The organism is Actinomadura sp. 3N508 (assembly GCF_044326375.1).
Lineage (GTDB): Bacteria > Actinomycetota > Actinomycetes > Streptosporangiales > Streptosporangiaceae > Spirillospora.
The window spans coordinates 72,277-97,065 of sequence record NZ_JBIRAX010000001.1; the positions used below are offsets into that span (position 1 = coordinate 72,277).

Genomic DNA, 24,789 nt, shown 5'->3' on the forward strand with positions numbered 1-24,789 from the left:
CCGATGCCCGAACCACTCATCGAGGTGAGCGGCGTCAGCGTCCGCTACGCCGGACGGCGGCGGCTGCGTGCCACGCCCGCGCTGTCGGAGGTATCGCTCGACATCCGCCCCGGCGAGACCGTCGGCCTGGTCGGCGAGTCCGGATCCGGCAAGACGACGCTCGGCCGGGCCATCCTGCGGCTGGTACCGGTCAGCGAAGGCACGATCCGGCTGGACGGCCGCGACATCGGCCTGCTGTCGCGCCGCGAACTCGCCCGGCACGTCCAGGTCGTCTTCCAGAACCCGTACCTGTCGTTCAACCCCAGCAGGACGATCGGGCAGACCGTCGCCGAGACGCTCCCCGGCAAGCACGACGCGGCCCGGGTCAGGGAGAAGCTCGAAGCGGTCGGCCTGGACGGATCGGCCGCCGCCCGCTACCCGAGCCAGTTCTCCGGTGGGCAACTCCAGCGCATCGCCATCGCACGCGCGCTGATGCCCGAGCCCCGGCTCATCATCTGCGACGAGGCGGCCAGCGCGCTGGACCTGTCCGTCCAGGCGCAGGTGCTCAACCTGCTCACCGACCTCAAGGCCGGCCACGACCTGGCCTACCTGTTCATCACCCACGACCTCGCCGTCGTCCGCCACCTCGCCGACCGCGTCGCCGTCCTCCGCCGAGGACGCCTGGTCGAGACCGGCGACGTCACCGAGATCTGCGAGAACCCCACCCACCCCTACACCCAGGCGCTGCTGGCCGCCGCACCCGTCGCCGACCCGCAGGAACAGGCCCGCCGCAGAAGGCTGCGGCGGGAACTGCGGACCCCCGAAAGGACCACGCCATGAAACGCGCCGTCTCGGCACTCGCCATCGCCGCCCTCGGCCTCACCGCATGCTCATCGGCCGGCGGCACCCCCACCGACCGCACCCTCACCGTCGCGCTGCCCGCACCGCCCGAAAGCCTCAACCCCGGCCAGAACGGCTCCGGCGCCCAGGGCATCGTGCACTGGCTGACGTACGAACCCCTGATCCGCGCGAAGTCCGACGGGACCTTCGCTCCAGCGCTCGCCACGTCCTGGAAGTACGTCGGCAAGGGCAACACGAGATTCGAGCTGACCCTCCGCCCCGGCGTGAAGTTCGCCGACGGCACGGCCGTCGACCCCGCCGCCGTCGCCGCCACCATCAACTACTACCTGAAGACCCCCGGCTCGATGAGCCCGTTCCTCACCGGCATCACCGGCGCGAAGGCGACCGGCGAGCAGACCGTCCGCGTCGACCTGTCCTCCCCGAACCCGATGCTGCCCTACGTGTTCAGCCAGCTCGTCAACTGGGGCGACGTCATCAGCCCCGCCGGGCTGAAGAACCCCGGGCAGCTCACCACCAGGACGTTCGGCGCCGGCCCCTACACCCTCGACACCTCCGCCACCGTCGCCGGCGACCACTACACCCTCGTCAAGAACCGGAACTACCACGACCCGTCCGCCCAGCGCTGGGACAAGGTCGTCATCAAGGTCATCAGCGACCCGAACTCCGCCCTCCAGGCCCTGAACAGCGGCCAGATCGACGTCGACCTGAACGCCACCGCGACCCTGAGCTCCCAGGCCAAGGGCATGGGCGCCACCGTCCTCAGCGGAGACCCCGGCGTCATCTCCCTCTACCTCCTGGACCGGGACGGCAAGACCGTCCCCGCCCTCGGCGAGCAGAAGGTCCGGCAGGCGCTCAACCACGCGATCGACCGCAACGCCCTCGCCAAGGCCCTCGGCACCGGCTACGACCCCACCGGCCAGCTCGCGCCGCAAGGCACCGACGGCCACGACCCCGCACTCGAGAAGACCTACCCCTACGACCCCGCCAAGGCCAAGAAGATGCTGGCCGACGCCGGCTACCCGGACGGCTTCGACCTGAAGATCGTCGACCTGTCGACCTTCGGACTCAACGTGGTCTCCCAGGCCATCGTCGCCCAGCTCGCCAAGGTCGGCGTCCGCGCCACCATCACCAACGTCGGCAACGACCTGAACAAATACGTCGCCGAACTCGGCTCCCGCAAGTACGGGGCCACCACGTTCCGCCTCGCCAACCCGATGTTCGCCAGCGCCCTGTTCAACTTCGCCGGGGCCGCGTCACCGCTCAACCCCTACCAAAGCCGGAGCCCCGAAATAGCCGGCGCCTTCACCGGCCTCGCCGCGGCCCCCGCCGACCGCCAGAAGACCGCCGCCCAGAACCTGAACAAAACCGTCCTCGACCAGGCCTGGTTCGTGCCCATCACCACCGTCCACAACTACATCTTCGCCAAGAAGATCAGCGGCCTAGGCACCTACGGCAGCAACGGCGCCATAGACGTCCTCTCCTGGACCCCAGGAAACACCGCCGCCCAAACGACCAGGTCGAATCCGCAGAGAAACACGGACCGGCCAGGAAGCCACAGGCCAAGATGATCCGCTGACGCTGGCCCACCCCTGCGCGCACATGAGTGCCCCGCGGACAACCCAGTGCACAGATCAAGGGCCCTGCCCAGCGACTCCAACGCCGGGCAGGGCACGGCGAAACCGTGTGCGTCGCGGGCATCCGGAGCGACCGGATACCGCACAGGCGGATCCGGCTCCACCGGCCGCTGCTTGATCCCGTCCGGCCCGAACGGAAGGCGGGTCGGTGGCCAAGCGCAGGCCGTTCATCATCGACCACGTCCAAGCGTCGATGTGCGAAGTCCTCAGCGCCGGGCTCTGGAAGCCCTGGGGTTCAGGCGATGAACCTCAGCGGCGATCACGTCGCGGTGGCAGCGCTCCTGATCGGCCTCGAAGCAGAGCAGTGCGACTCTGCGCTCAGTGGCCCAGTCGGCGATGGCCGTCAGCCACTCACGCGCGGCCGGTGCCGCCAGCTCCTCAGCGAAGCGCCGCCTGGCTTCTTGGACCTCGCCAGGCAGACCTCCGAAGCCCGCACGGTTCTCTCTCGGGTTGCCGAGCGGCTGAGCGTGCTCGTAGGCGATCCCCACGGACTCCAGTGCCTCCGCCAAGGCCCGCTTGCTGAATCCGCGCTTGCGTGAGATCGGGTTGAGCCGAACGTCCACCAGCAACGACACGCCGTCCATGGAGAGCCGTTCGAGAAAGGACACAAGATCATGCCCCTGGTAGCCGATGCCGGTCAGACCGCCTTGGCGGGTAGACCCATCGGCTACGGACATGCCACACAACCCCTCACGGTGGACACGCCTCTCGGGCTTGGTCATTGACAACGCGTCGACTCAGGATGATCGGCCCGTTATGCTCCGACCCTATACATGCCAACGACACCCCAAGGGCATCGGATGAGTGTCGATGAAACGGCCCCGCTGCGCGTCCTCGTAGTGGACGGAGACCCTCAGGTCCGGGCCGACGTGACCACCCTGCTCGACGCCAGCGATGAGCTCAGCGTCGTCGCCGAGACCTCCGACCCCGCCGCGGCCCTCTCGCTGGCCGAACGACTGCGCCCCGACATCGTCCTCCTGGACGCCGCCGCCGCCCGGCACGCCAGCCCCCTCAGCCACACGTCCCGCGTGTTCGTCCTCGCCGGTGTGGACGACCCCGCCGTCCAGGACGCCCTCCGCGCCGGCGCCTGCGGCCACCTCGTCCCCGGCTCCTTCACCGTCCCCGACCTGATACGCGGCGTCCGCGACGCCTCCCGCACGTCCCTCGGCCTCTCCGCCCGCGAGTCCGAGGTCATGGACCTCATCGCCACCGGACGCTCCAACGGGGAGATCGCACGCCAGCTCTTCCTCAGCGAGAAGACGGTCAAGAACCACGTCAACCGCATCTACTCCAAGCTCGGCGTCAGCTCCCGCGCGACCGCCATAGCCCTCTGGCGCGGCATGGTCAGCGTCCTCCCCGCCCGGGACTAAACCGATTCGCACAGGTCCACAGCTCCTGATACTGTTCTTCCTGTCGCGAGGGCCGGAGGCCCACCGACACGCGCCGTTAGCTCAATTGGCAGAGCAGCGGACTCTTAATCCGCGGGTTCGGGGTTCAAGTCCCTGACGGCGCACCGCCCCCACCAGCACCAACACCCGCATCCGGGATCCCCATTGATCTTGCATGGGGCCCGCCTGTGGCCCCGCTGGGACCCGCCCCAAAGGCCATGTGCTTCGTTAGCCATTCGACGGCGTCACAGTCTGAGCCAAGGCATGCCCGAACCTGCGTCGGACACGGGCCGACGCGCGAATAGGTCTTCTGTTATTGCCTTCCGTGTGGTGGGTCATGGGCGAGGGAGCCATGTGGCTCTGGAATGCGCATTCCCCTAGCAACGTGGGGGCAGAACGTGGCGGCTATCCGGGCCGTTGCCGGGCGTAGCGCAGTTGCGGGTGCCCAATCTGCCGGGCCGGATGCTCCCACGACCGTCCGCTAGCTGCTGTCTACGGCCGCGCTTGCGCTTCTTCTTGCGTTCGCGGCGGCGCAGCCAGTTGTCCGCAGTCACTATCGCTGGGTCTGAGCCGGGTGTGCGTAGCTCGGACAGCGCCTCGGCGGTGGAGGCCGCTGACCTGCTGCTCGTTGGCCTTCGCGCGTTCTTCGGCTGATCGGGTCAAGATCCATGACGGGTGGACGGCGGATTCTGTCGGTGGCGGTCGACATCATCGAGCGCATCATCGGGATGGCCGATTGGAGGTCGTGGGTCTTGGACGAGGACGACGGCTCGTGGGAGCGGCGCAGCACCGTGAGGGTGGTGCCGCCCGTCCAGGCACGGAAGCTTGCGAAGGTGCCGTTCGTCGAACTGGCGGACGGTCGGTTGCAGGGCGTGGTGTCGAGCGGGTCTGACGCGTCCCGCGTGTACGTCTCGTCCATCACGGCCGGAACGCACGGCAACAGCTGCAGCACCAACAACAACCGGCCGTGCGGCGGGCTGACCGATCTCTATCTGTGCAAGCACCTCGACGCGCTGGTGGCGGAGGGCATCCGCCAGTACGGGCAGGAACGGGTCGCCCGCTACCTGCGCGTCGAGGTCGGCGAGGGCAAAGACCTCATCGACTGCCTGAACACCCACAAGGATCCGGCGCCCGCGGCGGCGGTGTTCAGCCGGTTCCTGCGGCATCTCGCCTATCTGGAGGTACCGGAAAGCACCGAGCCGGTTCCCGAGCTGCACTGGTTCCCCGCGGCGGGGGCGGTGGGCTGATGCTCGCGGTGCAGTTGCGGGAACTGGTCGGCGGCGCGCCCGAGGCCGTCGATGAGGCGCTCGACCTGGTGGCCGGGTTCGACGGCTCGCTCACCGGCGGCCTGGGACGGATGGGCGACCGGCAGGCGGCGGCGCTGTCGGCGTTCGCGGGCGCGCTGGCCGGCTCGCCGCTCGGCGGGCCGGTGGGCGAGGCGGCCGAGAAGGTGGTCGCCGGGTCGATCGGCGATGACCGGCTCGCGGCGCTGGCGGGCGGACGGGCCGCGCTGCTCGGCGCCGTCCACGACGCCCTGCTGGAACGCCTCGACAGCGCACTGGGCAGGTCGAGGTCGCCCTGGGATGAGCGCGCCGACAAGCCGGGTGCCGGTACGGCGCCGGAGAATCTGCTGGCCGGGGCGCGATCGTGGCTGCACGAGCTGGCGATCGCCGGGTGGCGCGGCGTCGACCACGACCTGGTCTCGGCGGCCGGTCAGACGATCGAGGGGCTGTGGGGCGAACCGTCGCTGCGGCGGCTCGCGGTGTTGCTCGACGGTCTGGCCTCGGAGCTGCGTGCGTCCTGCCCGGTCGCGACCATGGAGCGCGTACCCGAGCGGCGCTGGGCCGACCTGTGGACGCGGGCCATCCTGCTCGCCCGCGCCGGATCGTGGACGGGCGGCGGCGCGGAGCCGGTGTCGGGGCGGCTACTGGTGCTGGGCGTGGACGTCCACGAGCACGGAACGGCCGTCCAGGTGCAGGTCCACGGGGTGCTGGAGCCCGCGGACGGCGGCGAAGCGCGGCTGGTGCGGACTGGTGTGGCGGCGGCGAAGGTCGACACGATCGTCGGTCCAGCGGTGTGGCGGCTGCTCCACGCCTATCCCGTGCTCCTGGCGGCGCTGGCCGAACGGCGCGTCCTGGACGTGGTGGACATGCCGCTGACCGCCGGCGGCGACCTGCTCTGGCGAGAGGACGCGGCGCAGGCCGGAGAGGCCGCCGACCCGTTCACCACGGCCCGGGTCCAGCTGGGCGAGGCGACCGCTCCCTCCGTCCCGCCGCTGGATCGGCATCCGGTGCGCATCGCCGAGCCGGTGCTGCTGGAGGGATATCGGTGCGACGACGGCGCCGTCTCGATGGACGGGACGACTCTGGAGATCGACAGCGGTCGGCTGCCGGCGTGCGGACCGATCACACCATCGCTGGTGAAGGCGTCCACGGCCTGCATCGGACTGGTGCGCTGGGACGGCGGCCGGTGGCTGCTGCAGCCCCTCGCGCTCCAGGCCACGGTCAAGAAGAAGCCGGTCGAGGCGCACACAGGGGATTGGGCGCTCGGCCCGACGGATCCGAAGGCCGTGAAGGCTGAGGCCCGTGCCGGTGACGCCGTGGCCGTGCTGCGCGAACGCGCGGGAAGGCTGCTGCGGAAGTGACCGAGCTGCAGAATGGGCCACAGGCCGGCAGTGAGGCCGAGACACACGGGGTCGGCGCGCCGGTGGCGCAGACCGACGGCGCGGCCGGGGCGGAGGGCGTCGAGGGCGCGTCCGTGGCTGCGCAAGGGCCGGATGCGAATCGGCGGCAGGTGCTCTACTGGCGGCTGATGGCGCGGCTGTTCGCGCCCGACGAGCAGCCCGCGCTCGAATCGGCCAGTGTCGCGATCGTCGACGATCTCGGGTTGCCTCCGGCGCTGCTCGACCCGGGCGTCTCGATGGACAACGTCCTCCAGCGGTTCCCCGAGCTGGAGCCGGAGTTCGACGGCCTGATGGCGCCCGCGGACGACTCCGGTGGCTCCGCCATGCAGGTGCGGCGGGCCGCGCTGGTGTCGAAGTTGCTGCTCAACGTGTTCGCGCCCTGCAACGGCAACGGCAACGTGACGGCGACCCAGCTCGCGGCCTGGCAGAAGGACGCCTCCTGTCTGAAGGCGGCGCTCGGCGAGGAGGGCGCCCAGGAATTCGCGGGGACCCTGTCGGAGATGGAGGGTGACCTCGTCAAGCGGATGGCGTTGCGCGAGGTGCTGGCCGATCCGAAGCTGGCGAGCAAGCTCACGCCGAGCATGTCGCTGATCGAGCAGTTGCTGCGGGACAAGGCCAACCTGTCGGGGGTGGCGCTGGCCAACGCCAAGTCGCTGATCCGCCGGTATGTCGACGAGGTCGCCCAGGTGCTGCGCACGCAGGTGGAGAAGTCCTCGTCGGGGACCATCGACCGCTCCGTCCCGCCCAAGCGAGTGTTCCGCAACCTCGACATCGACCGCACGATCTGGAAGAACCTCACCAACTGGAGCCCCGAGGACGAGCGGCTGTACGTCGACCGGCTGTTCTACAAGCAGACCGCCAAGCGCACCACGCCCGCGAAGATGATCGTGGTGGTGGACCAGTCGGGCTCGATGGTCGACTCGATGGTGAACTGCACGATCCTGGCGTCGATATTCGCCGGGCTGCCGAAGGTGGACGTCCACCTGATCGCCTACGACACGCGTGCGCTGGACCTGACGCCGTGGGTCCACGACCCCTTCGAGGTGCTGCTGCGCACCAAACTCGGCGGTGGCAACGACGGGCCCGTGGCGATGAACATGGCCCGCCCGAAGATCACCGATCCGCGCAACACGGTGATGGCGTGGATCTCGGATTTCTACGAGTTCGAGGCCTCGCAGCCACTGTTCGAGGGGATCGAGGCGGTGCACCGGTCGGGGGTGAAGTTCATCCCGGTCGGGTCGGTGACCAGCTCGGGCACCCAGATCGTGAACCCGTGGTTCCGGGAGCGCTTCAAGCGGCTCGGCACCCCGGTGATCTCCGGCCGCATCCAGAAGCTGGTGGACGAGCTGAAGAACTTCCTCCTGTGACCTCCGCCGTTGGTGGCCGGGCCCCTGAGCTGGCGCTCGCGCCTCCAGACAAGAACCGTCCCGAGCAAGAACCCGCCTTGCCAGAACTCTGACCGCCCGAGAACGCGGCCGCATCCGGAAACCCGACCTGCCGGAGAACGCCGCCGCACCGGGAAGCCTGATCTGCCAGATCTGCCCGACGTCCCGAGAGACGAGGAGAGCGATGTCCGACGAACTGCTGCGCGCGCCCGCCGAGGTCAAGTACGCCGAGGAGCTCGACTACCTGGAGTCGGTCGACGACGGTCCCAAGCCGTTCGCCTGGCGGCTCAGCCCCCGGATGGTGCGGCTGTTCGTGCTCGGGTCCGAGCGCTCGGACGGCCTCGACCGCGAGATCGCCCAGAAGTGGTTCGGGGACCGGAGCTTCGTCGAGCGCGCCATCGTGACACTGGCGTCCGACCGCGGCCTGCTGCTGATCGGCGACCCCGGCACCGGCAAGAGCTGGCTGGCCGAGCTGCTGTCCGCCGCGATCTCCCGCAACTCCACCCTGGTCGTCCAGGGCACGGCCGGCACGACCGAAGACCACATCAAGTACTCGTGGAACGTCTCGATGGTGATCGCCAAGGGGCAGTCCCGGGAGTCGCTGATCCCGTCCCCGATCATGACCGCGATGGAGCGGGGCGTGATCGGCCGGTTCGAGGAGCTGACCCGCTCCACCAGTGACGTCCAGGACGCCCTGATCTCGATCCTGTCGGAGAAGTACGTCTCGATCCCGGAGCTGGACGATGACAACATCGCCTTCGCCAAACCCGGTTTCTCGATCATCGCGACGGCCAACAGCCGGGACCGGGGCGTCAACGACCTGTCGTCGGCGCTGAAGCGGCGGTTCAACTTCGTCCGCATCCCGGTGGTGACCAACAAGAAGAGCGAGGCGGAGATCGTCCGGTTCCGCACGGCCGAGCTGATGCGGCGGCACTCGATCGAGCTGGACGTCCCGCCGACGCTGCTGGACATCCTGCTGCAAAGCTTCGCCGACCTGCGCGCCGCGTCCGCGTCGGCCACCACCGACGACGAGAAACTGGAGTCGGCGCTGTCCACGGCCGAGCAGATCGGCGTGCTGGAGGACGCGATCCTGCACAGCCAGTTCTTCGGCGACCAGGCCCTGAAGGCCGAGACCCTGGCGAGCTCCCTCGTCGGATCGCTCGCCCGCCGCTCCCCCGAAGATCTGGCCATCCTCAACAAGTTCTGGCACGGCGTGGTCGAGCCCCGTGGCCGCAAGGACGAGGGCGGCCCCTGGGAGGGCTTCCTGGAAGGCGGCCGCGAAGCGATCGCGAAGCTGTCGTGACCAGGCCCGTCATGACCAAGCCCGTCATGACCAAGCCCGTCGTGACCAAGCCCGTCGTGGCCGAGAGCGACGCGAGCAGGGCCGCCAAGAGGAAAGCGGGGCAGGCGTGAGCGAAGTCGGATCCGTCGAGAACGTGGCGGACGCCGTGACCACCCGGGCCGCCGGCGCGGCCTCGACCGGGCCGTTCGGGGCGTTGCGGGAGCAGTTGCTGGGGGCCGCCGAGGAGTTCGCCGGTGGGCCGCGCGGGCTGCCGGACATTCTCGCCGGGCTGGTGGACGACGTCGACCGGGCCCTGCGCGAGGAGCTGGAGATCTTCCCGGTCTGCCATCACTCGCCCGCCTCGGCGCTGGCGATGGCGCGGCGGCTACGGGAAAAACAGCCGCAGGTGATCTACCTGGAGCTGTGCGAAGACCTGCGTCCCCTGCTGGACGAGCTGCGCAACTGCCGGCTGCCCGTGGCGTTGCAGGCGTTCGCGTCCGAACTGGACGGCTTCCCGCAGGACCAGGCGCCGCTGAGCGTGGTCGCGCCGATCACCGAGGCGTCGGCCGAGTACCAGGCGATCGCCTACGCCCTCGACACTCCGGACGTGGAGCTGGTGCTGGTCGACCGTTCGTCCGACCACGTCTTCCAGTGGGAACCCCTGGACCGTCCCGACGAGTCGCCCGTCCGAGCGGGTGAGGACGAAGAGGACGGCGCCCTGCACGGTGACGCGGTCGGGATCGAGATCGGCGATCTGCGTCCCGGATTCGCCGAGCTGGAGGAGCATCTGCTGCGGCACGGCAAGGTGCGGCACTGGTCCGAATGGTGGGACCAGTACGTCGAGCAGCCGCTGACCGGCGCCGACTACGACACCTACCGGCAGGTCATGGTGCTGATCGGCAGCCTGTTCCGGCGGCTGCGGCCCGGCGGCGACCGGCGCCTGACCAGCGACGAGGACCGCGAGCGGTACATGTGGACGCGGATCCGCGAGCACCTCGCCTCGTCCGGCGCCGACCCGTCCCGCTGCCTGCACGTGTGCGGCGCCTTCCACGCCGCCAGCCGCGTGGAGCAGTTCGGGCTCCGGTCCACGGCGAGCTTCGACATCGCGCCGCGCACCGCGACCCGGTGGCAGTACGGGCTGATCCCGTCCAGCCACTCGGCGATCGAGGCGCAGTTCGGGCTGGCGCCGGGCTCGGTGTCGGTCGCCGCGACGACCTGGGAAAAGGCGCTCAAGCGTACGCGGGTCAAGCCGTTCCGCCTGGCGGGGCAGCGCGGCACGCGCAAGACCGCCGCGCCGAAGCCACCGGCGCTCGCCCCCTCGGCTCCGGTGGCCGACCGGCTGAGCGGGTTCCTGTCGAACGCGCCCGCGCCGGACGGCCTGGACGAGGCCGAGCTGCTCGGCTGGTGCGTGGACATCGTCCGGCTGGCGCGCCGCAACGGCTACCTGTCCAGCACGGCCGACGCGATCGCGGTGTTCGAGACGTCGATCCTGCTGGCCGGGTTGCGGGGGCGCGCCCGTCCCACTCCGTACGACTTCCAGGACGCGGCGATCACCTGTATCGAGAAGGACTCGGTGCCGGGCCGCCGCGACGTCCGGCGGCTGTGCGAGATCCTGCTCGGCGGCGACCGGATCGGCCAGGTCGGCTACGAGGCGCTCCCGCCGCTGGCGAAGGACGTCTTCGACCGGCTCCGTCCGCTGGGCCTCGCCCTGGACAAACGCCAGATCCAGCGGGCCCTGCTCGACTTCGCGACCGAGCCCGACCTCGAACCCTGCTCCGACCTTCTGTGGGTCCTGCGCCGCCTCCTGCCCGACGACGCCGTCCGCCCGATCATGGGCTCGCGCCGCCTGGGCGAACGCCCGATCCAGGAGAGCTGGGACCTGGCGATCGGCCGCAACCAGCGCTACCTCGTCGAACTCGGCTACGAGGGCGTCACCGTCGAGCAGGTCCTGGAGCAGCGCCTGCGCAAATCCGTCCACAACCCGAAGGCGACGGCCGCCACGGCACTGGAAGCGGTCGAGGAATCCCTCCTCTACCTGCGCAGCCGCCGCTTCACGAACGAGCTCGGCGCCCGCGCGGTCGAACTGCTCTCGTCCGAACGCACCGTGGACGACGCCCCCGAAGTCCTGCGCCGCGTCCGCCGGCTCCTCACCCACTACCGGGCGACGGAACCGGCTCTTCCCCGCTGGTGCGAGGACTTCGTGACCACCGGCTACGCCCACTACTGCACGCTGCTGCCCACGGCGTTCACCGACGACGACACCGGCGTACGGCAGGTCGCGGCGATGCTGGGCTTCCTGGTCAGCCTGGAAAGCCTGGCGATCTCGCTGGGGTGCGACCACACCCAGCTGGAACTGGCGGTCAAGCAGTCCCATCCCGAGGACCCGGCCAAGGTCGCCCTGCTGTGGGCGGCCGAGTCCCAGCTGGGCCTGCTCCCGCTCGCCGACCTGCGTCGGCGCTGCGACGAACTGCTGGACAACCCCATGCTGGTCGGTGCGTTCCCGCAGTACCTGAGCGGCTTCGTGCAGGCCCTGGACGCCGTCCCGACGCTCTCCCCGCTGGTCGTGGAGCTGCTGTCCAAGGCATTCGGCCGCCTGCCCGACACGATCCTGCTGCCCTGGCTGCCCAGGCTGATCACCACGCTCAAGGACCAGGCCGCGGAGATGCTCCCCGTCCTGATCCGCGAGGCCGACCGCACTTTCCCAGCCACCCTCCCGGCCGTGGACGCCTGGACACCCCCCTGGACTCCTTCCCCGAAATCTCCCGAGCGAGCAACCCCGACCAACACGGCGATAGCAACGTTCCTGGCCACGCACCATGAGCCCGTTTCCGCGATAGCGATCCTGCTGGGCCACGACCCGTCCTGGCCGAACCCAGCGGAAACCACGACAACCGCATCCTCACCCGAGGTCGGCTCGCTGTTGCGCGCCCACCCGGAAACCGCCAAAGCGGCCGCCGCACTCATTACCCCCTAGCCGAACGCGCACCCAGGCCCACCCCAAGCCTGGGTGCGCGCCGACCGCGGTTCTAGACCAGGTGGAGCGCAGCCATCGGCCGCACCATCACCGAACTCGGCCGAACAAGCCGCCTGGCCGAGGACACCGACACCGAATTCGGCCCCGCCCTCACCAGCCCGTGGGGGCGGGTGCGCGCCGGCGACAAGAAACATAGGAACGCGCGCTACCAACCCGCCCGGGTGACCGCTTCATCCACGGCCGCCCTCAGGTCCGCGCTCTCGAGGCTCGAAGCGTTGGCGAACGAGCCGACTGGACGCACGATGACCGCGCCTTCGCCGAGCGGCCGGACGACTGCCGTCGGCGTCTAATAAGTGCACAGGTGGTGGAAGAGGTACTCCGGCAGCACCAGGCCCCCTTGCCGCGGGAGCGGCGGAGCCGGACGATGTTCGGGCTCACCAACCAACCGGGCCGATGCTCCCGCACGACGGTCGGTGGGATGATCGCGCCGGAGTGACCGTCATCGCTCACTCAGCGGCAGATGAGCATGTTTGTACGGTCGGCGGCCCGTTCCCTGGGCATGGGAAGTCCTGACGTCCGCTCATCGGCTATGGCGGATGGGTTGAGCGCCACCCGCGACGTGGCCCGGATCCGACTCAACGTGGACGCGCTCACCGGTGCCCCCAGCCCCTGGTGCTGGCGGATGATCGCGGCGAACAGCGCCTGCACCTGCGCCACCGACACTGCACCCGCCCTAGATACGGATCCAGGTACAACCAGATGTGGCCTGGCGTACCCGCGCATGGTCAACCGGACCCAGGTCGAGGGGTCCCGATCGAATAGAAAGACTTCACTCATTCCGACCATCCAGATGCCGCTAAATCTGGGGGCACATCACGCGATCTGAGAATCAGCCGGTTCGACATAGGCGAGTAGCTGTGGCCCCAGCCGAAGCCTCGCGTCCCCCGCCGCGGGTGATGTAATGCACGCTGAGTCCGGCTTTCTGGTGGCATTAGGATTCAGGCGACCAGTCGCTCGAGGCTGCCAGCCGCACCGCCATTCGCAGCGCTCGATAGACCATGTCCCGCGTTACAGCAGCCGACTCCCTACACGGATCGACCGGATGGGAGCACGCGAGTGGCCTTGGTCGCTACTCTCACCTTATGATCGCAAGTATCGCAGCCACGGTGACAGCAGTCGGCGTATTCCTCGCGGTGGTAGGGCTCCGGCAGAGTCAGCGCCAACGCATTCGTGTGTTCGAGGACTTCTACGTCAAGCGCTACTGGGACATCATGGATCACTTCTCGCTCGACATACTGTACGGACGGGCAACCTCGCCCCTCTCCGAGAACGACGGGAAAGCCATCTTCGCCTACCTGCTTCTCTGCGAGGACGAGTTGGACCTGCGGGAGTCGGGCTGGATCAGCGATGCAACCTGGCGCATCTGGGCAGACGGGATGCGAACTCAACTCGGACGTTCCCCGTTCAAAGATATCTGGCAGGAGATAGCGAATCGCTTGGAACAGCAACCTGCGGAAGAACCTGTACCGATCCAGACTTTCGACCAGCTCCGCGTGTTCATGAGTTCAAACGGTGCTGACCCCCTCGGACAAGGGCATTGGTGGCAACGTCGGGTTCGAGGGCTCCGCGGTTGGCTGAACGAATAGACATCACGGGAGCCCATGGACGCGGCGGCCGTGTTCCTCCGCCAGGTCGGTGATGCCGACGCGGATGGCTTCAAGGATCCACAGGTCGCACAGACCGAGCATCGCGACTGGGGCGAAGTCGTTGGGTTGGCCAAGGCGCGGCCGACAGCATTACCTCGAACCACAGTTGTGACAACCCGCGCGTGGGTGCTTCGGGCGCAAATTGGGGCGTCGGACATGGTCAGCGGGTGAGTTCCCGGGTAGCCCGTCGATCATGGAGGTCCGGTAGAAGCCGACCAGCACCGAAAGCCGCCGCGGCAGGGTCGAGGGCCGGAACCAGCAGACTGCCCGCAGGCGGCGGCTTCGAGTTCGATGATTGACCTCAGCCCGCCCTGGCCGCATGGCGCTCGCGGCTTGAGAGCTCGGCGCAGGCTCGACCTCTTTGGTTGATCATGAATATCCCAGGAGAACGCTCTGCGACCAGCGCGTTTCGGGTAATCCAGCTGCCGGTCCGGCGGAACCCAACCGTGATGGGGTGAGCTCGGACCAGCCCATTGCCGTGGTTTATTCGCGCGTTTCTCCTTCCTTCTGAGGCGTGGATCCAGCTTGGCCTGCCGAGTCTCGATGCGTGGCCGAGTGTGGCCCCGGGCGACGAGCCGGGATGTTACGGCAGGTGATCGGCGTACGCTGGCACTGCGCATGCAAATGATGGCCCTACGTGGTTGCACGAATCTACGGCTGTCAGAGCTCCCGGCTGTGCGCACAAGATCAGGTGCGAGTAGAGGAGCGAACGCAGTGCATCAGATGGCCAAGGGCGCCAACATTGACCTGTCCGGCCTGACCACGGCGACGGGGCCGTTCACTGTGGCGCTGAGCTGGATCGACCCTTCTGGTGAAGGCGAGGCCGATGTTTCCGTGCTCTTGGTCGACGCCGATGGCAAGGTCGGCAGCGATGCGGACTTCGTCTTCTACAACCAACTCGCCACCGCCGACGAATCAGTGCGCCTGCTGGGTAAGACGCCCACGGCCACCGGCAGCGAGGACCGTATCCTGGTCGACCTGGACGCGATGCGACCCGAGGTGCAACGGGTGGTCATCGCCGCCAGCCGCTACGCGGGCGCGACGTTCGGAGCGCTGGACGATCTACGGCTCGCCGTCTCCGACGGTAACGGAGAGGTGCTGCTGACTTTCGACATCAACGACGCCGACACCGAGACCGCGTTCATTTTCGGAGAGCTGTACCGCAGGGGCGACTCCTGGAAGTTCCGGGCAGTGGGTCAGGGCTACACGTCCGGGCTCGCGGGTTTGGCTGCCGACTTCGGTATTAGTGTCGACGACACTGACGAGGAGGAAGACAGCCGGGTCTCTTCACAGCCGTCCGTAATACCCGATCCAGACGAGCCGGGACCTCCACCTCCTGTCATCACAAGCCCGCCTGTCGGTTCAGCGCCCGCCAAGAACGGTGACCGTCCGAAACGTGTCCGGACGTCCAAGAAGAAGACGACCGTGCCCAAGGCGGTCAAGGTCAATCTGGCCGAGCATCCGTCCTGGCAGCATGCCCGGCTGTTCCCCGTCACCGGCCTGCGCAACGACCAGGAACGCGAAGTGCGTGCGACCGCCACACTGCTGTCGGTGATGGCGCAGGTGCCGGAGTTCGGCCGCCGGCTGACGGCCCGCTTCAACGCCCCGGCCGGGACCATCCAGACCTTCGCCGAAGCTTCCTTCAAGCACGGCGACGGTAAGGTCCGCCCCGACGGGGTCCTGCGTGTGGCCAGGGCCGGCCGGATCTGGACCGCGCTGATCGAGACCAAGACCGGCGGCAACCCTCTCAAGGCCGACCAGGTCGAGGCCTATCTGGGGGTGGCGGCCCGGCACGGCTACGAAACTGTGATCACGTTGTCCAACGACCTGGCCTTGGACAACGAGCATCCCTTGAAGGTCGATAAGAAGCTGTTGCGCAAGGTCGCTCTGCGCCACCTGTCGTGGGCCGAGGTCGCGCACGAGGCTGAGATGCTCTGCCTCCACGACGGCGTGGCCAACCCTGTTCACGCCTGGCTACTGAGCGAGTTGCTGCACTATCTGCGTCAGGACAACGCCGGCTGCCAGGGCTTCCGCGACATGGGCGCCGCCTGGGTCCCGGTGCGCAATGCCGTCACCGCCGGCACATTGCGTCTGGGTGACCGGCGCGCGATGCAGGTGGCCGAGAGCTGGGAGAAACTGATCCGGCAACTTTGTCTGCGCCTGAGCGGTGAGACGGGCTTGGCCATCGCCCCCGTCCTCCGCAAACGCCGCGACGGGGACGCCTCGGTGCGGCGCCTGCAGACCGTGACCTCCCTGGTGGAGTCCGGTCGCATGAGCGCCGAAATCCGGATCCCCAACGCGGGCGGCCCGGTCCTCCTCGAAGCCGACCTGCGCACCGGGCAGATCGAAACCACGGTCGAAGTCCCCGCCGCAGCCCGCGCCCGTCCCCTGACCCGCGTCCAATGGCTGCTACGCCAGCTGAACAACGCCCCGGCCGAACTCCGCATCGAAGCGCTCGCCCCCAAACAAAAGACCGGCCCCTGCGACCTGCTGAAAAACCTCCTCACCGAGCCCGGCCTTCTCATCCCCGAGGACACGCCACAAATCGACACCTTTCGCCTGACCCTCGCGACCGGGCTGGGAACCAAACGCGGCACCGAAGAAGCCGGCTTCGTTCGCAGCATCGACACAGCCATCGACCACTTCCACCAAGAAATACTCCAGGTCCTGAAACTCGATGCCGTACCCGCTGCTGCCGAGACCAGGAGCGCCAGCTGAGCTTCATGCCCGGCACGCACGCCTACGCGCGGCAATTATTAACAGGTCAAATGGCCAGCTCAGCGGCAGAAGAGGGCGTTGTGGGCATGCTGGGTGAGTCTTTCGGGGGCTATTGCTTGACTGCTTGGAGGGTGTAGCTGGCGGCCAGGCTTTCGGGGTGGTGGGTCAGGCGCCATTCGCCGGTCTCGTCCATGGTCATGTGTCCGGGCAGGGCCTGCCAGGGGACGCTGTCGTGTTCGGTCAGGCCGGTCAGCCGCATCCCGGCATCGAGTAGCGCGGTGATGGTCTCGCCGAGGCCGTGGTTCCATTCGTGGGTGAGTCCGTGGGTGAACTCGGTCTTGGTTTCCACGTAGGTTCCGGGCTCGTCGAAGATCAGCGGCTCGGTGGTTTCGAAGTAGGGGTAGCGCAGGCAGGGCGGGCTTGTGGTCTCGTCCAGCGCGAACAGCATGGGGTGGCCCTCGCGGATGAACAGGCGGCCGCCCGGTCGGAGTAGGTCGGCGACTACGCGGGCCCAGCGCGCCACGTCCGGCAGCCAGATCAGGGCGCCGATCCCGGTGTAGACCAGGTCGAAACTCTCGCGGCCGAAGACCTCGACGGCGTCGTAGACCTCGGCCTGGCGGAAGTCGATGGTGTTTCCCGTGCCGGTGGCCAGTCGCCGCGCCTGGTGCAGTGCGGCCGGGGAGAAGTCCAGGCCGCTCATCGTGGCGCCCAAGCGCGCCAGGGATACGGTGTCGGTGCCGATGTGGCATTGCAAGTGCACGGCACGCAGCCCGGTCAGATCGCCCAGCCGGGGACGGTCGAACCGGACGACGCCACTGAGGTGCCCCGGGTCGTCGATGAAGCGGTCGAATCCGTAGTCGGGGGAATCGGCATGTGCCGGGGCCCGTTCGTCCCAGTTGGCCCTGTTGATCGCCACGTAGTCGTCCACACGAGCACTGTGCCAGCGCGCCTGTGTTTCACCCAGCGAATATTCGCCTGTCCCGCATGCGGCCCCCCGCAGTTGGCAGCGGTGCGGCAGGGCCTTGTGGCTGGTCGGTGTCGCGCTCTTCTCGGGGTAGGAGTACGTGGCCCGTGGCAGATCGGGTGTGCCGCGAGTTTGTGCGGTTGCGCACGTGAGGGCGAGTCCGATTCGCGTTTTGTTCTCATCCCCCGGCCGTCAGTGCGGGGTGACTACGACCTTGCCGAGGGCCCGTCCCTCACCGACGTGAGCGAGGGCTTGTGGTGCCTGGTCAAGCACGAAAGTGCGATCGATATGAATGTTCACGTCACCGGCGACGCACAATCGAGTCAGCGGCTCGAAGTGGGACGGACCTTCCTTGACGACGAGCACCCCCAACCGGCGGCGGGTGACCCGCCCGGCCATTGCGCCGATCGTGAGCACGCGCAGCAGCGCCCGTACCGACCCGCCCGCGCACCGGTACCGGCCGCCCGGAGCGAGCGCTCGACGATAGGCGAACACCGACCGATGAGCGACGAGGTCCAAGATGAGGTCGTACGGCTCGCGATCGCGGGTGAAGTCGTCGCGCTGGTAGTCGATCACGGCATCGGCCCCCAGCGACCGCATGAACTCGAGCTTGCGGCCGTTGTCGACAGCGGTCACGTGCGCACCGAGTCGTTTGGCCAGCTGGATGGCGAACGAACCCGTGCCCCCGCCGCCACCATTGATCAGCACCCGGCGTCCGTCCGCGGCGCGTGCCGTGCCCTGCACGGCGATCGCACCGGCCTGCGGAATGGTCGACGCCTCGGCGAACGTCAGTCCGGCGGGCTTGACGGCGAGTGCCGACTCGGGCGCGACCGCGTACTGGGCGAACCCTCCCTTGAGCATGAGGTTGTCTCCGTAGACCTCGTCACCGGGCTGGAAACGGGTGACGCCGGTGCCGACGGCCTCGACCCAGCCGGCGATGTCCGAGCCCAAGATCGGGCGGCGCGGCGCTCGCAAGCCACCCACGCGCGCATAGAACGGCGAGCCACGCAAGCCTTCCCAGTCGCTGAGATTGACCGACGTCGCCGCGACCTTCACCAGCACCTGCCCGGCGGCGGGCGACGGCACGGGGACGTCTTCGACCCGCAGAACGTCGAGGCCCCCATACCGTTCGTAAACGACGGCCTTCACGAAGCCTCCACCACGCCCGGGCGTCGATCCTGCCGATTCAGCCGCATCGCACCCGCCTCGAAGATCATGACCGGACGGCGCGGCAGAGCGGGACGACAGGTCGCGACCTGCTGAACTGCGCGTCGCCGCCCATCCCCCGGCAGCGGATGGTGCGGAAGCCGCAACGGCGTCTCAGCCGCAGGCTAACCCAATGCCGGCCCAGCATGATCGGCCGATTTCGGCCGTAGGCAACAGATCGGAACGATCGCGGATCTCGGTGACGACCCGGGACACCTGACGCGGAGCCAGCACCTGGGCGGCGTGACCGCTTCCCAGCAGAACGATGTTGCCCAGTTGCCGGTCATGGCTCTGGCAGCTGATCGCTTTCCGTAGTCTTCACGTGGATCGACGTCGGCGACACCTCGCCGGCCGATATCCAGCGTGTTGCGGACAAGGGCGCGGCTCGACCGGCCAGTGCCACGGTGATGCCGCCGAGGCGGCGTAGCCTGACGCTGAGCGCGGTCGGGCACGCCGATCAATCCGTCCTTCACCCTGTCGTGGACGCGTCGGCGGGGCCTCGTAATCGAGACACACAACCGCGCCGGGCGACCGCTGAAAAGGAAGTTCTGCTCCGGACGTCCAAATCAGGATGCCGGCTTCGACCAAGAGCCGAGCCCCGGATGCGGGCGCCGGACGGAGAGGACGCGGCATGAAGTACATGATCATGATGTTCGGTGGGATCGGTGAGACGCTTGCGGACCGGTCTCCGGAGTGGATCAGCGGCATGCAGAAGCTCATGATGGACATCGATGGCGAGCTTCGCGAGAACGGCGAGCTGGTGGCCGGTGACGCGCTCGTCGACCCGGCCCAGGCGACCACGGTGCGCTTCCACAACGGCGCGCCGCTGCCGACGGACGGGCCGTTCGCCGAGGTGAAGGAGTCCCTGGCGGGCTTCTGGATCGTCGACGTGAGCGAGGAGCGGGCCGTGGAGATCGCATCGCGGGCGGTCGCCTACATCGAGTTCCCGATGGAGGTCCGCCGCCTCATGGACCACCGGCCGGCCGACTCGTGATCGACGGTGAATGACCAGCCCGTCGGGGACCTGCTGCGCGAACTCGCGCCGCGGGTCCTCGGCACGCTGGTCCGCCGGCACGGGCAGTTCGATGCGTGTGAGGACGCGCTGCAGGAGGCGTTGCTCGCGGCGGCCCAGCGCTGGCCGGCCGACGGCGTACCAGATCAGCCGCACGCATGGCTGCTGACCGTCGCGTCCAGGAGACTGGTCGACTTCTGGCGGCGCGACACCGCCCGGCGGCGACGCGAACTGGAATCCGCCGCGCTCGCGCCGACCGGGACGGCGGCGACGGCGACGGCGACGGCGACGGCGGACGTCGACGACACGCTCGTCCTGCTGTTCCTCTGCTGCCACCCTGACCTGTCACCCTCGTCCCAGCTCGCCCTGACGCTGCGCGCCGTCGGCGGGCTGACCACCGCCGAGATCGCCGCCGCGTTCCTCATGCCGGAGACGGCAATCGCGAAGCGCATCGTCCGGGCCAAGCAGCGCATCCACGCGTTGGGGGGCCCGCTTCGAGCTGCCCGCCGCAAACCAGCGGAAGGCGCGCCTTGATGTCGTCCTCCACGTGATCTACCTGATCTTCAACGAGGGCTACGCCGCCAGCGCCGGACCCGTCCTGCACCGCACCGACCTCACCGTTGAGGCGATCCGGTTGACCCGCCTGCTGCATCGGCTGCTGCCCGCCGAGGGCGAGGTCGCCGGACTCCTCGCGCTGATGCTGCTCGTCGACGCCCGCCGAGCCGCCCGCACCGACGCCGCCGGCGCGATCGTGCCCCTGGCCGAGCAACGACGCGACCTGTGGGATGCGTCCGCGATCACCGAGGGCGCCGCACTGGTGACCCGGACGTTGGGGACCGGGCCGGTCGGCCCGTACCAGATCCAGGCCGCCATCGCCGCTCTACACGACGAGGCCGCGACCGCAGACGACACCGACTGGCCGCAAATCCTCGCCCTCTACGACGTCCTGGAACACATCGCGCCCGGACCGCTCGTCACGCTGAGCCGCGCCGTCGCGCTCGCGATGGTGCACGGCCCCAGCGCCGGACTGGCACTCCTCGGCACGCTCGACGGCGACGACCGGATGGCACACACCCATCGCCTCGAAGCGGTCCGCGCCCACCTCCTCGACCAGGCCGGGGACAGGGTCGCGGCACGCGAAAGCTACCTGCGCGCGGCCCGGACGACCGCAAGCCGTCCCGAACGCGACTACCTCATGCTGCGCGCCGCCCGTCTCACCTGAGCACCTCCCGGCGCCCACGCGGTTCACCGCCGTCACCGTCTCGTTCCCGCCACGCTCGGACCAGGACCGAGCGGCCATCCCACTCCCACCCCCACCCAGCCCGGCAGCATCCTCGTCTAGTGCGGCCGAGTCGGGCGGATATATAGGGCTTGCCGCGTGGTTGGTGGATCCGTCATGATCTTCGGCATGATGACTCACAGAAGGGGCGGTCACCGCCCGGGCCGTTGAGTTCCCGCGGGCAGGGCCGGGAACCGGCCGCCGAACCCGCCGCCGTTTCGCGGCTGCTGGCAGACGTCGAACCACTCTCGTATTTGCAGCGCATGCGTCAGCTGGCGTTGCATGCTCGGCGGCTGGCCGGAACGCCCGAGCTGGCCGCCATGCTCACTGAACTGTCGTCGCGAGGCGCCTACGAACGCCGGACCGCGCTGCACATGGCGATGGCGGCCCGCGACATCGCGTACCTCCAGCGGATGCTGGCCGGGCCCGACATGGGGCTGCGCCGGGCGGCGTTGCGGGCCGTGCGGACGTTGCCGGTGCCGGACGAGGCGGTGGCGGCGGTCCTGGACGACGCTCCGGCCGACCTGCGGCGGGCGTTGTACCGAACGCTGCTGCACAGCCGCCGCGCGGCCCTCGCCGACCGGCTCCTGCCGGAAGTGCGGGCCCGCTGGGGCGACCGGGACGCCGCCGCGCTCCTGTCGGCCTGCACCGCACCGACGGTCGCGCGCCGGCTGCCGGAGCTGAGTCATGCCGTCACGGCCTGGCGGGCCCTGGCCGGTCGTCACCCCGGGCCGTTCATTGATCTCGCCGACGGTGAACTGGCCGATGTGCACTACCCCTTCCCGTGGTGGCGCCGCCGTCGTACCGCCATCGCGGCGGCGTCGCTCGCCGCCCCTGAGCGAGCGCTGGCCCTGTTCGAGCGGCATCGGATCGCCGAGTGCGCCTTCGAGCTCCCGGCCGCGTGCCTTTCGGCGTTCTTCCAGGTGGACGCCGCGCGTGCCGCCCGTGTGCTGCGGGCGGCGCTGGAGGGGGCGCGCTGGTGGGCGCGGTACCACCTGCCCCAGGCGCGCCTGCGCTCCTGGCCTGAGGAGGACGTCCTGGCCGCGGCGCCGTCCGACCCCAACTACCTGGCGGACTTCCTCGGTGAGCTGCCTCCGGGGCGGCGGCGGGTCGAGGCCTTCGACGCGGCCGCCGAACGCGCGGGCGGGCGGTTCCGGGGGATCAACGCGATGCACCTGCTGGGCCTGCTGCCCCCGGACCGGGCCGCGGCCGAGGCGCGGCGGATGCTGGACTGGCACGCCGGCGTGTGGCATTCGTCGCGGTCCCACCTCGACGATCCCGAGATCCCGCTGAAACTGACCGGGCACCTGCCGTACGAGGAGGCGGCCGGGCGGCTCGCCGAGGCCGCGCTGGGCGGCGATCCGAGGCGGCGCGGTCTGGCCCGCGCCCTCCTGGTGGCGTGCGCCGCCCGCACCGGCGACTCGGCGACCCTGCTCGGCGTGGTCACCGACCTGACCCGTCGCACCGTCAACGAGCAGGACCCGCTGCGCGAGTCGTTCCTCACCGCCGTGGCCGCCGTGCGGCCGGTGCGGCTGTTCGACGACGCCTTCGCCGCGCCGCTGGAGGAGCTGGCGGTCTCGGTGGCCGAGGCGAGGGACACCTCGGCGGCTACGGGGCGGGCGCTGCGCGCGCTGGCGGCACAGGTGCTGCGCGACCACGACCCCGCGTCGGTGCCCGCGCTGGTCGGCTGGGCGATCGGCGTGTACGAGAAGCTCGTGGCACGCTTCGGCGGCGCAGCGCTGATCATCCAAACCGAGGCACAACCCAGGGCCCGCTCCCGGCGCGAGAGGCGTCGGCGTCCCAGGCGCAGCCAGGGCCAGCGGCTCGATCGCATTCTGCGCTGCGGGCAGGAGGTCGCGCTGTACGAGGCGTTGCGCCCACACCTGCGCGCGGCCCGTGACCGCGAGGACTTCACCCTGGCCATCGGGCTGGCCTGCTCGCTGGGACGCAGGGCGTGGCGGTTGGACGAGCTCCAGGGCGACCTGCGCGCGGCCGCCCTCCAGGCCCCCAGGCTGCTCGCACACGCCGCCACCCGGCTGTGGCCGGCCGCCGATCGCGAGCACCGTGCCCTCGACCTGCTGGAGGCCGACCCATCAACGGTGGAGCTGCCCCGGGTCTGGAGCGTGGTGTCCAGGCACCGCACAGATCTCCTCGGGCGGCTCCTGGACCAGCCGGACTGGATCCCGGAGATCACCGGCCGGGAGGCGGGCCGCTGGACGCCGTCCCAGCGTGACCGCGTGCGGCAACGGCTGATCGACGCCGTCCACGACGAGTCGCGGCCCATCGCGACGAGAACGGCCGCTCTCGGTTCCCTGGGGCGCCTGCCCGGCGGTCTGGGCGCGCTTTCGTCCTGGGCGGAAAGCGACCAGATCATGCTGGCCGAGGCGGCGCTGGACGCGCTCGCCCGAGCCGACGAGCCGGACAAATCCCTGGCGATCCTGCTCGCACAGGCGCGCGGCCCCGCGTCCCGGGTGGCCGTGGCGGCGCTGGCCCGGTGCGCCGAGGCGGTCCCGCCGTCGCGGCTCGGCCCCGAACTGGCGGCCACGTTGACAGGGCCGGAAAGCAAGGTGACCGCACGCAAACAGGCGGCACGCCTGCTCGAACATCACCGCCCGCCCGGCGCCGCCGACACGCTCCTGCGCGCCTGGGACGACACAGAACTGCACAAGGACGTGCGGGTCGCCGTGGCCGTCGCGCTCAGCCGCATGCCGGAGGCGCCCGGCGCGTTGGAGGCGCTGAACGCCGCGGCCGGCCCGTACGCGAGCGAGCAGATGCTGCGCACCCTGTTCCAGACGCGGGCCGAGGACTACCCGCCCGCGTACCGTCCCGCTTACGCCGCCCTGGTCCGGCGGCTGCTCGGCGCGGCCGACGGACCGGGCGTGCGGTTCCGGGGCGCCAAGGCGTTCGGGGCTTGGGTCTACTGGTACGAGGGCGGGGTCGACGAGATCCTCGCCACGGCCGGTGATCCCACCGCGCCGGCGCGCACCGAGATGGCGGTCCTGCTCGGCCTGCTGCGGACGGGCCGGATCCGCGACGAGGTCCTCGGCGTCCTGGAACGCCTGGTCGCCGCTCCGCTGGACGCTCGCGTCCACAGCCGTGTCACCGAGATCGCCGAGGCGCTGTCGGATGGGATGGACCGTGTGCGCTGGCGCGAACAGCTCGCCCGCAGCGCCGCCGACCTGCTCGCGGGACATCCCGTTCACCTCGCGGGGGCGGCCCGGATGAGGGCGCGTGTGCTGTCGGCGGAAGCCGACGTCGCCGACGACCTGGTGGACCTCGCGGACATGATGCGCGACAGCCCGGTGCTCGCGGTACAGATCGCGGACGGGGAGATCAGCCGGCCGCTCCATTCCCGGCGGGACGGCAGGCCCCGCCCCGCGCTGCTGTTCCCCGCCGCCCGCCGGTTGCAAGCGCGCGGCTACCTGACGGACGAACTGCTGGCTCTCGCACTCGTCCAGATCGCCGGGCCGCAGACCGAGTGGGCCCCGCAATGGCGGGAGATCCTCGACGCGCTGCGCCGGTCCGAGCACATCGAAATCCAGCAACGAGCCTGGCAAATCCACGGTGCTCCCTGACGCCCTGGCGGCAATCCCCGGGCGTGTTTTGTCCGGTAACCCCAAATGGAGGCTACCGGTTCTGAAACGAGCCGGGGCCGAATGTATGCCTGCGCTCACGGTATGACCATGACAGGCCAACTCCACGCCCGGTCGGTGTCCAT

General features: G+C 69.5%; 18 protein-coding genes and 1 tRNA gene. 16 read left to right on the forward strand and 3 right to left on the reverse strand.

Annotated features, from left to right (window positions below; all coding sequences use genetic code 11):
• The first annotated feature begins 3 nt into the window (after nucleotides 1-3).
• Nucleotides 4-819 carry an ATP-binding cassette domain-containing protein gene (locus tag ACH34S_RS00315; RefSeq protein WP_395950293.1) on the forward strand — a complete coding sequence of 272 codons (816 nt, stop codon included), beginning with the start codon at nucleotides 4-6 and terminating at the stop codon, nucleotides 817-819.
• Complete coding sequence (locus ACH34S_RS00320; protein ID WP_395950294.1) at nucleotides 816-2,408, forward strand: ABC transporter substrate-binding protein; 1,593 nt, start codon at nucleotides 816-818, stop codon at nucleotides 2,406-2,408. The genes ACH34S_RS00315 and ACH34S_RS00320 overlap by 4 nt, the downstream gene beginning before the upstream one ends.
• A 272-nt stretch (nucleotides 2,409-2,680) precedes the next feature.
• Here ACH34S_RS00320 and ACH34S_RS00325 read toward each other — a convergent pair whose 3' ends face one another.
• Complete coding sequence (locus tag ACH34S_RS00325; protein WP_395950295.1) at nucleotides 2,681-3,151, reverse strand: DUF488 family protein; 471 nt, start codon at nucleotides 3,149-3,151, stop codon at nucleotides 2,681-2,683.
• Between the two features lie 123 nt (nucleotides 3,152-3,274).
• Between ACH34S_RS00325 and ACH34S_RS00330 the strand changes: the two genes are divergently transcribed.
• The 10 genes from ACH34S_RS00330 (at nucleotide 3,275) to ACH34S_RS00375 (ending at nucleotide 16,610) form a co-directional block, all read left to right on the forward strand.
• The gene (locus ACH34S_RS00330; protein ID WP_395950296.1) at nucleotides 3,275-3,844 is read left to right on the forward strand and encodes a response regulator transcription factor; all 570 of its coding nucleotides are present in this window, start codon (nucleotides 3,275-3,277) and stop codon (nucleotides 3,842-3,844) included.
• A gap of 70 nt (nucleotides 3,845-3,914) precedes the next feature.
• Nucleotides 3,915-3,987 (forward strand) — tRNA-Lys (locus ACH34S_RS00335).
• A 543-nt stretch (nucleotides 3,988-4,530) separates the two neighbouring features.
• Nucleotides 4,531-5,109, forward strand: a complete 579-nt coding sequence (locus tag ACH34S_RS00340; RefSeq protein WP_395950297.1) for a hypothetical protein — start codon at nucleotides 4,531-4,533, stop codon at nucleotides 5,107-5,109.
• Entirely contained in the window at nucleotides 5,109-6,506 is a 1,398-nt protein-coding gene (locus ACH34S_RS00345; protein ID WP_395950298.1) for a hypothetical protein, read from the forward strand. The genes ACH34S_RS00340 and ACH34S_RS00345 overlap by 1 nt, the downstream gene beginning before the upstream one ends.
• 167 nt (nucleotides 6,507-6,673) lie before the next feature.
• Complete coding sequence (locus ACH34S_RS00350) at nucleotides 6,674-7,912, forward strand: VWA domain-containing protein (RefSeq protein WP_395951406.1); 1,239 nt, start codon at nucleotides 6,674-6,676, stop codon at nucleotides 7,910-7,912.
• Nucleotides 7,913-8,114: 202 nt separating this feature from the next.
• Complete coding sequence (locus tag ACH34S_RS00355; RefSeq protein ID WP_395950299.1) at nucleotides 8,115-9,233, forward strand: AAA family ATPase; 1,119 nt, start codon at nucleotides 8,115-8,117, stop codon at nucleotides 9,231-9,233.
• Nucleotides 9,234-9,378: 145 nt separating this feature from the next.
• On the forward strand, nucleotides 9,379-12,186 hold the full coding sequence (locus tag ACH34S_RS00360) for a DUF5682 family protein (RefSeq protein ID WP_395951407.1): 2,808 nt from the start codon (nucleotides 9,379-9,381) through the stop codon (nucleotides 12,184-12,186).
• Between the two features lie 1,142 nt (nucleotides 12,187-13,328).
• Nucleotides 13,329-13,832, forward strand: a complete 504-nt coding sequence (locus tag ACH34S_RS00365) for a hypothetical protein (protein WP_395950300.1) — start codon at nucleotides 13,329-13,331, stop codon at nucleotides 13,830-13,832.
• A gap of 15 nt (nucleotides 13,833-13,847) precedes the next feature.
• Nucleotides 13,848-14,063, forward strand: coding sequence for a hypothetical protein (locus ACH34S_RS00370; protein WP_395950301.1), 216 nt, complete (start codon nucleotides 13,848-13,850; stop codon nucleotides 14,061-14,063).
• Between the two features lie 552 nt (nucleotides 14,064-14,615).
• Entirely contained in the window at nucleotides 14,616-16,610 is a 1,995-nt protein-coding gene (locus ACH34S_RS00375; RefSeq protein WP_395951408.1) for a TerD family protein, read from the forward strand.
• A 109-nt stretch (nucleotides 16,611-16,719) separates the two neighbouring features.
• Here the strand turns inward: ACH34S_RS00375 and ACH34S_RS00380 are convergent, their stop codons facing one another.
• A complete protein-coding gene (locus ACH34S_RS00380; protein ID WP_395950302.1) occupies nucleotides 16,720-17,538 on the reverse strand; it encodes a class I SAM-dependent methyltransferase in 819 nt (272 codons plus the stop codon).
• Between the two features lie 228 nt (nucleotides 17,539-17,766).
• Nucleotides 17,767-18,723: an NAD(P)-dependent alcohol dehydrogenase gene (locus ACH34S_RS00385; protein WP_395950303.1), complete on the reverse strand. Its 957-nt coding sequence runs from the start codon at nucleotides 18,721-18,723 to the stop codon at nucleotides 17,767-17,769.
• Between the two features lie 688 nt (nucleotides 18,724-19,411).
• Here ACH34S_RS00385 and ACH34S_RS00390 point away from each other — a divergent pair.
• The 4 genes from ACH34S_RS00390 (at nucleotide 19,412) to ACH34S_RS00405 (ending at nucleotide 24,646) form a co-directional block, all read left to right on the forward strand.
• Nucleotides 19,412-19,774, forward strand: a complete 363-nt coding sequence (locus tag ACH34S_RS00390) for a YciI family protein (protein WP_395950304.1) — start codon at nucleotides 19,412-19,414, stop codon at nucleotides 19,772-19,774.
• A 6-nt stretch (nucleotides 19,775-19,780) separates the two neighbouring features.
• Nucleotides 19,781-20,326, forward strand: coding sequence for a sigma factor (locus ACH34S_RS00395; RefSeq protein WP_395950305.1), 546 nt, complete (start codon nucleotides 19,781-19,783; stop codon nucleotides 20,324-20,326).
• A gap of 13 nt (nucleotides 20,327-20,339) precedes the next feature.
• Nucleotides 20,340-21,014: an RNA polymerase sigma factor gene (locus ACH34S_RS00400; protein ID WP_395950306.1), complete on the forward strand. Its 675-nt coding sequence runs from the start codon at nucleotides 20,340-20,342 to the stop codon at nucleotides 21,012-21,014.
• 320 nt (nucleotides 21,015-21,334) lie between these two features.
• Nucleotides 21,335-24,646, forward strand: a complete 3,312-nt coding sequence (locus ACH34S_RS00405; protein ID WP_395950307.1) for a hypothetical protein — start codon at nucleotides 21,335-21,337, stop codon at nucleotides 24,644-24,646.
• Nucleotides 24,647-24,789 lie beyond the last annotated feature (143 nt).

Coding starts and splice junctions, on each gene's coding strand:
- ACH34S_RS00315 (WP_395950293.1), top strand. CDS start 4: ATGCCCGAACCACTCATCGAGGTGAGCGGCGTCAGCGTCCGCTACGCC.
- ACH34S_RS00320 (WP_395950294.1), top strand. CDS start 816: ATGAAACGCGCCGTCTCGGCACTCGCCATCGCCGCCCTCGGCCTCACC.
- ACH34S_RS00325 (WP_395950295.1), bottom strand. CDS start 3,151: ATGTCCGTAGCCGATGGGTCTACCCGCCAAGGCGGTCTGACCGGCATC.
- ACH34S_RS00330 (WP_395950296.1), top strand. CDS start 3,275: ATGAGTGTCGATGAAACGGCCCCGCTGCGCGTCCTCGTAGTGGACGGA.
- ACH34S_RS00340 (WP_395950297.1), top strand. CDS start 4,531: ATGACGGGTGGACGGCGGATTCTGTCGGTGGCGGTCGACATCATCGAG.
- ACH34S_RS00345 (WP_395950298.1), top strand. CDS start 5,109: ATGCTCGCGGTGCAGTTGCGGGAACTGGTCGGCGGCGCGCCCGAGGCC.
- ACH34S_RS00350 (WP_395951406.1), top strand. CDS start 6,674: ATGGCGCGGCTGTTCGCGCCCGACGAGCAGCCCGCGCTCGAATCGGCC.
- ACH34S_RS00355 (WP_395950299.1), top strand. CDS start 8,115: ATGTCCGACGAACTGCTGCGCGCGCCCGCCGAGGTCAAGTACGCCGAG.
- ACH34S_RS00365 (WP_395950300.1), top strand. CDS start 13,329: ATGATCGCAAGTATCGCAGCCACGGTGACAGCAGTCGGCGTATTCCTC.
- ACH34S_RS00370 (WP_395950301.1), top strand. CDS start 13,848: ATGGACGCGGCGGCCGTGTTCCTCCGCCAGGTCGGTGATGCCGACGCG.
- ACH34S_RS00375 (WP_395951408.1), top strand. CDS start 14,616: ATGGCCAAGGGCGCCAACATTGACCTGTCCGGCCTGACCACGGCGACG.
- ACH34S_RS00390 (WP_395950304.1), top strand. CDS start 19,412: ATGAAGTACATGATCATGATGTTCGGTGGGATCGGTGAGACGCTTGCG.
- ACH34S_RS00405 (WP_395950307.1), top strand. CDS start 21,335: ATGCGTCAGCTGGCGTTGCATGCTCGGCGGCTGGCCGGAACGCCCGAG.